Annotated in this window: 7 protein-coding genes; all 7 read right to left on the bottom strand. The window is 64.7% G+C overall.

The features are described 5' to 3' along the window. Positions 1 to 9: 9 nt before the first annotated feature. Positions 10 to 291 carry a peptidylprolyl isomerase gene (locus CCA01S_RS06720; protein ID WP_066455936.1) on the bottom strand — a complete coding sequence of 94 codons (282 nt, stop codon included), beginning with the start codon at positions 289 to 291 and terminating at the stop codon, positions 10 to 12. A gap of 123 nt (positions 292 to 414) precedes the next feature. Further along, the gene (locus CCA01S_RS06715; RefSeq protein WP_198149916.1) at positions 415 to 1116 is read right to left on the bottom strand and encodes an ABC transporter ATP-binding protein; all 702 of its coding nucleotides are present in this window, start codon (positions 1114 to 1116) and stop codon (positions 415 to 417) included. A gap of 5 nt (positions 1117 to 1121) precedes the next feature. Beyond that, on the bottom strand, positions 1122 to 1967 hold the full coding sequence (locus tag CCA01S_RS06710) for an ABC transporter ATP-binding protein (protein WP_066455879.1): 846 nt from the start codon (positions 1965 to 1967) through the stop codon (positions 1122 to 1124). After that, positions 1968 to 2948, bottom strand: coding sequence for a branched-chain amino acid ABC transporter permease (locus tag CCA01S_RS06705; RefSeq protein WP_084386562.1), 981 nt, complete (start codon positions 2946 to 2948; stop codon positions 1968 to 1970). It abuts the gene before it with no gap. A gap of 5 nt (positions 2949 to 2953) precedes the next feature. Next, the gene (locus CCA01S_RS06700) at positions 2954 to 3856 is read right to left on the bottom strand and encodes a branched-chain amino acid ABC transporter permease (protein ID WP_066455874.1); all 903 of its coding nucleotides are present in this window, start codon (positions 3854 to 3856) and stop codon (positions 2954 to 2956) included. Positions 3857 to 4054: 198 nt separating this feature from the next. Then, positions 4055 to 5203: a branched-chain amino acid ABC transporter substrate-binding protein gene (locus CCA01S_RS06695; RefSeq protein ID WP_066455870.1), complete on the bottom strand. Its 1149-nt coding sequence runs from the start codon at positions 5201 to 5203 to the stop codon at positions 4055 to 4057. Positions 5204 to 5493: 290 nt separating this feature from the next. After that, on the bottom strand, positions 5494 to 5958 hold the full coding sequence (gene dut / locus CCA01S_RS06690; protein ID WP_066455863.1) for a dUTP diphosphatase: 465 nt from the start codon (positions 5956 to 5958) through the stop codon (positions 5494 to 5496). Positions 5959 to 6000 lie beyond the last annotated feature (42 nt).

Below are 6000 nucleotides of genomic sequence, written 5' to 3'. Positions count from 1 at the left end.
ATGCTGTTTTTAGTCTTGCCGCGCGGTCACTTCCACCAGGTGGTAGCCGAATTGCGTGCGCACGGGGCCTTGCACGACGCCCACGGGGGCGCTGAAAACCACGGCGTCGAATTCGGGCACCATCTGGCCGCGGCCGAAGGTGCCCAGGTTGCCGCCGTCGCGGCTGGAGGGGCAGGAGGAATGCTCGCGGGCGACGACGGCGAAATCAGCGCCGTTTTCGATGTCAGCCTTGAGCTTGAGGCACTGTTCTTCAGTATCGACGAGGATGTGGCGGGCGGCGGCTTGGGTCATGATGGGCTCCGTGTACGTCTGTGGTTGGAAACCCGAAAGCATAACCCGGATTGTCCTGTGGCACCCGGTGCGCCCAGTGCGTCGGCCTTGGGGGGATAAAGCCGACGTCGTGTGCATGCGTGGTCAGTGCCCCAGGTAGGCGGCCTGGATTTCGGGCGAGGCCAGCAGTTCGCGGGCCGGGCCTTCGTGCGACAGGCGACCCACTTCCAGCACGTAGCCGCGGTCTGCCAGCTTGAGCGCCATGCGGGCGTTTTGTTCGACGATGAGGACGGTGACGCCGGTGTCGCGCACGTCGCGCAGCACCTGGAAGATGTTGCGCACGATGATGGGAGCCAGGCCCAGGCTGGGCTCGTCGAGCAGCAGCAGCTTGGGCTTGGTGACCAGTGCGCGGCCGATGGCGAGCATTTGCTGTTCGCCGCCCGACAGCGTGCCGGCCAACTGGGCGCGGCGCTCGTAGAGGCGCGGGAAGATGGTGTAGACGTGGTCGCAGCTTTCGGTGATTTCGGCGGGCGGGCGGGTGAAGCCGCCCATGCGCAGGTTTTCGGCCACCGACAGGGTGCCGAAGACGCGGCGGCCTTCGGGCGACTGGCCGATGCCCAGGCGCACGATGCGGTCAGCGCCCATGCGGGTGGTGTCGTGCCCGGCAAAGGTGATCTTGCCCGAGCGCGGCGTGATCAGGCCGCTGAGGGTGCGCATGAGCGTGGTCTTGCCCGCGCCGTTGGCCCCCAGGATGGCGACGACTTCGCGTTCGTCGACGTGCAGCGAAATGCCCTTGAGCGCCTGAATGTGGCCGTAGTTGACGTGCAGGTCTTCGATTTCAAGCAGGTGGGTCATGACTGGGCCTGTTCTTCGTGGATGGCGTTCATCAGGGGATCGTCCTCGTCGTCGTCCTGGCCCAGGTAGGCCTCGATGACCAGCGGGTTGGAACGAATGTCCTCGGGCTTGCCTTCGGCGATTTTCTTGCCGAAGTTGATGACGACGATGTTGTCCGTGACGTTCATGACGACGCTCATGTCGTGCTCGACCAGGATGACGGTGATCCCGGCGTCGCGGATGGCGCGGATGGTGGTGTTGAGCTCGGCGGATTCCTGTTCATTGAGGCCTGCCGCGGGCTCGTCGAGAATGATGAGTTCGGGCTTGGCCACCAGGGTGCGCGCCATTTCGACGCGCCGCTGGGCGCCATAGGGCAGCGAGGTGGCGATTTCCTGGGCGACGTCGGCGAGGTCGAGCTGCTCGAGCACGGCCATGGCCCGCTCGACCAGTTCGTGTTCTTCGCGACGCTGGGCGGGGGTGCGCAGCAGCCCTTGCCACCAGGCTTGTCGCATCAGCAGGTGCTGGCCGGCGATGACGTTTTCCAGCACCGTCATGTCGGCGAACAGGCGGATGGTCTGGAACGTGCGGCGGATGCCCGCCTTGGCCAGCAAGTGGGGCGCCAGGCCCGTGACATCGCGCCCGTGCCAGCGAATGTGGCCGTCGGTGGGCTTGTATACCCCGGTGATCATGTTGAAGACCGTGGTCTTGCCCGCGCCATTGGGGCCGATGAGGCCGACGATCTCACCCTGGTGGATCTTGAAGCTGAGATTATCGACCGCCCGCAGGCCGCCAAAGCTGATGCCGATGCCGTCGAGCTCGAGCAGGATGTCGCCTGCCGTGGATGAGGTTGTGGAGGCGGACATTTACAGGACTCCCTTGCGCGCGGGCCAGATGCCCTGGGGCCGCAGCACCATGACGAGGATCATGGCGATGCCGAACACCAGGTAGCGGTACTGGGCGAATTCAGTGAAGATTTGCGGCACGACGAACATCATGGCCGTGCCTAGCAGCACGCCCGGCACGGAGCCCTGGCCGCCCACCAGCACGATGGCGAAGAGCACGACCGAGTCGGTGAACTGGAACGAACCGGGGCTGACGGCGGACAGCTGCATGGCAAAAAGCGTGCCGGCCAGGCCTGCCAGACCCGCGGACAGGGCAAAGGCGGCCACTTTGTAGTTGCGCGCATTGACCCCCAGCGTGGTGGCGGCGAGTTCGTCGTATTTCAGGTAGCGGAAGGTGCGCCCGAGCGATGAGCGGTCGAGGTTGCGCATGAGCCACAGCACCAGGGCCATGAACACCCAGTTGAGGTAGAAGAGATCGCTTTGCGACACCAGGGCGTAGCCAAAGAGCGTGGGGCCGCTGACGCCGAACAGCCCGTCGGCCCCGCCGGTGAGCCCGAACAAGTTGTTCTTCATGGCCAGCACGAAGATGGCGTTGAAGCCGATGGTGACCACGAGCAGGTAGTCGCCGCGCAGCTTGACGATGGGGGCGGACAGGATGGCGCCCAGCAGGGCGGACACCAGGATGGCGACCGGCATCGTCCAGAGGATGGGCCAGTTGTAGGTGAGCGACAGGATGGCGCTGACGTAGGCGCCAATGCCGAAGAACACGGCGTGCCCCATGTCGTACATGCCGGCGCGCCCCAGGACGATGTCCTGCGACAGCGCCACGATGGCATAGATGGCGAAGATGCCGCCGATGGTGATCCAGGCCGGCGACATCACCGAGGGAATGGCCAGGCCGAGCAGCCAGAGCAGCGGGCCCAGGATGCGCAGCACCCGGGTCGTGGTGCCGGGCACGGCGGGCGCCCGGGGGGCGGAGGTAGGGGTGTGTGTTTGTGTCATGGCGTTTAGACCTTTTCTGCAACCCGTTCACCCAGCAGGCCCGAGGGGCGCACCAGGAGGATGCCGATCAGCAGGGCGAACGTGATGGCGTCCTGCCATGAGCTGGAGATGTAACCGGCGGCGAAGGCGTTGAACAGACCGAGCACCAGGCCGCCCAGCATGGCGCCGGGGATATTGCCGATGCCGCCGATGATCGCCGCGATGAAGGCGTTCAGGCCGTAGGTCCAACCCATGGTGAAGTAGGTCTGGCGATAGTACAGGCCGATGAACAGACCGCCGATGGCGCCCAGCACCGGGCCGATGATGAAGACCAGGGCGATCACGCGGTTGACGTTGATGCCCATGAGGCGTGCGGCGTCCTGGTCGATGGCGGATGCCCGGATGGCGGTGCCCAGGCGCGTGTGGTGCACGAAGAAGTACAGGGCGGCCATGAGAACGAAGGCGCCCACGATGATGAGCAATTGCACGAAGCTGAGATAGGCCCCGCCCAGCTGCCAGGTGATGTTGGGCAGCAGGTTGTTGGGGAACACCTGCACGTTGGGGCTCCAGATGAGCATGATGCCGTTTTCGATCAACATCGAGGCGCCCAGTGCCGAGACCACTGGCGCCAGGCGGTGCGCCTTGCGCAGCGGCTTGTAGGCCAGCTGATCGAGCAGTGTGCCGGCCACGGCCACGATGATCATGGCGATGATGAAGGCCAGGATGAGCAGCGTGGTGGTGGACAGGCCGCCGAAGGCGCCCGAGGTGAGTGTGGTCAGGCCGATGAAGGCGCCCAGGATGCACAAATCGCCGTGGGCGAAGTTGATCATCTTCAGCACCCCGTAGACCATCGTGTATCCGAGGGCGATCAGGGCGTAGATGCCGCCGACCGTGACCCCGTTGATGAATTGCTGGAGGATAAAGTCCATCGGTCGGTTTCCGTTAGCGTGTGTGGTGCCCGTCGGTCGTGCCTGCTGCCTGCCGTGCCCGAGGGGCGGGCGGATGCCGTCATGCCGCAGCCGCCAGAGGTGATCGTGTCGGCCGACGCCCGGTGCCCGCCGTGCGGGCGGGGGTGCCGGATGGGCCCGCCAGCGTGCGCGGCGGGCCCTGGGCGCCGGGTGACGTGCTTACTTGGTTTCTGGGTAGATGGTCTTGTAGCCGCCGTTGGCCTGGACTTCGAAGGCCGACATCGGGCTGCCGATGCGCTCGCCCTTGGCGTCCCAGGTGAAGGGGCCGGTGAGGCCGTTGAACGGCTGCTTCAGGTCGTGCAGCCAGGGGATGAGCTTGGCGGTGTCGGTGCTCTTGGTGGCTTCGATGCCCGCCAGCACCGCGCGGAAACCGTCGGCGTTGGTAAAGGTGTAGATGCTGGGCGGCGGGGCGCCGAAGGCCTTGGTGTAATCGGCCAGGAACTGCTTGGCTTCGGGGTAAGGCAGGTTCTCGGGGGCCGGCACATTGACGATGACGGCGCCCTCGGCGGCGTTGCCTGCGATCTTGGCGAAGTTTTCGTTCTGGTTGGCGTCACCGCCCACGAAGACGGTGTTCATGCCCAGCTGCTTCATTTGCGCGCGGATCAGGCCGCCGTCGGTGTAGTAGCCGGAGAAGAACAGGACGTCCGGGTTTTGCGCCTTGAGTTTGGTGAGCACCGCGCTGTAGTCTTGCGTGCCCGCGTTGATGTAGTCTTGGGCCACCAGATTGCCGCCGTCTTTCTTGATGGCGTCGATGGTGGCCTTGGCCAGGCCGGTCGCGTAGCTGGAGTGATCGCTGAGCACGGCGATGCGCTTGTACTGCTTCACCTTGACGAAGTAGTTGGCGACGAACTGGGCCTCATCGCTGTTGGGCGGTGCATTGCGGAAGAAGGTTTTCCAGCCTTTCTGGGTGAGCTCGTCGCTGGTGCCGTCGGAGGTCTGGATGACGTTGGCCGCCGAGTAGATGGGGGCGGCGGCCAGGGCGGCGCCGCTGGTGTAGGTGCCGATGACGGCGATGACGCCTTCATTGACCAGCTTGCGGGCGCAGATGGCCGCCTGGGCCGCCTTGCCTTCGTCGTCGCAGACGGTCACCTGGATTTTGCGGCCCAGCACACCGCCCGCGTCGTTGTGCTGTTTGGCGATCAGCTTGACGCCGTTTTCGATACCCTGGCCTTCGGCGGCGTATTCGCCGGTGATCGGGGCCTGCACGCCGATCTTGATGGGGCCATCGGCGGCCACCGCGGTGCCCAGGCCCATCAGGGCGACTGAAACGGCAGCCGTCAGCGTGGAAATTTTTGTCAGCCTGCTCATGTCTGGATTCTCCTTTGCATGGACCCGGATGGAACCATATATTCGTAATATATTAATAGCGCGCTGTCTGCACCATGAGGGTCTTCCCGAAGAAAGAGGATCACTCAGTACCCGGGCAGAAAGGGGCGGTTTGAACCTGAGACGGACGATGCCGACTGCGGCATCGGTGCCAGAGGGCCTGTTGGGCAGGGATAAAAGGTACAACCTGTTATCCCTGCAAAACCGGCTTGAAGTTTAACTATTGCTTGATGCAGGTACAACCAGGGGTTTCACTAATACGGATCGACGTGTCATTGACGGCCCGTGCTGCCGAATCCGCCGGTTCCGCGCTCGGTTTCGATGCCGAAGGTGGCCACCTGGTGCAGCTCGACTTGCACGACGGGCTGAAACAGCAGCTGGGCGATGCGTTCGCCCGGCTGGATTTCATAGGCCTGGGCGCTGTCGTTGGCAAGCAGCACCTTGATTTCACCGTGGTAGTCGGCGTCGATGACGCCGATGCCCTGGGCCACCCGGATGCCGTGCTTGAGCGAGAGCCCCGAGCGCGAGGCCACGATGGCGACCAGGCCGGGATCCATCATGTTGAGCGCAAAGCCGGTGGGCACGGGAAAGCGTTCGCCGGGCTGCAGCGTGTGGGGCGCCTCGATGCAGGCGCGCAGATCCAGGGCGGCCGAGCCGCTGGTGGCGTAGGTGGGCAGCGGAATGGCGGCGGTGCCCAGCAGCGGGCTGAGGATGCGGGTTTCGATTTTTCTGAGCATGGGTTTTCTGTCCGTGGCCGATGCAGCCGCAGGCTGCGTCAA

This window comes from Castellaniella caeni NBRC 101664 (assembly GCF_001592225.1).
Lineage (GTDB): Bacteria > Pseudomonadota > Gammaproteobacteria > Burkholderiales > Burkholderiaceae_B > Castellaniella > Castellaniella caeni.
This window is presented reverse-complemented; position numbering and strand designations above follow the sequence as displayed.

Coding starts and splice junctions, on each gene's coding strand:
- CCA01S_RS06705 (WP_084386562.1), bottom strand. CDS start 2,948: ATGACACAAACACACACCCCTACCTCCGCCCCCCGGGCGCCCGCCGTG.
- CCA01S_RS06720 (WP_066455936.1), bottom strand. CDS start 291: ATGACCCAAGCCGCCGCCCGCCACATCCTCGTCGATACTGAAGAACAG.
- CCA01S_RS06700 (WP_066455874.1), bottom strand. CDS start 3,856: ATGGACTTTATCCTCCAGCAATTCATCAACGGGGTCACGGTCGGCGGC.
- CCA01S_RS06695 (WP_066455870.1), bottom strand. CDS start 5,203: ATGAGCAGGCTGACAAAAATTTCCACGCTGACGGCTGCCGTTTCAGTC.
- dut (WP_066455863.1), bottom strand. CDS start 5,958: ATGCTCAGAAAAATCGAAACCCGCATCCTCAGCCCGCTGCTGGGCACC.
- CCA01S_RS06710 (WP_066455879.1), bottom strand. CDS start 1,967: ATGTCCGCCTCCACAACCTCATCCACGGCAGGCGACATCCTGCTCGAG.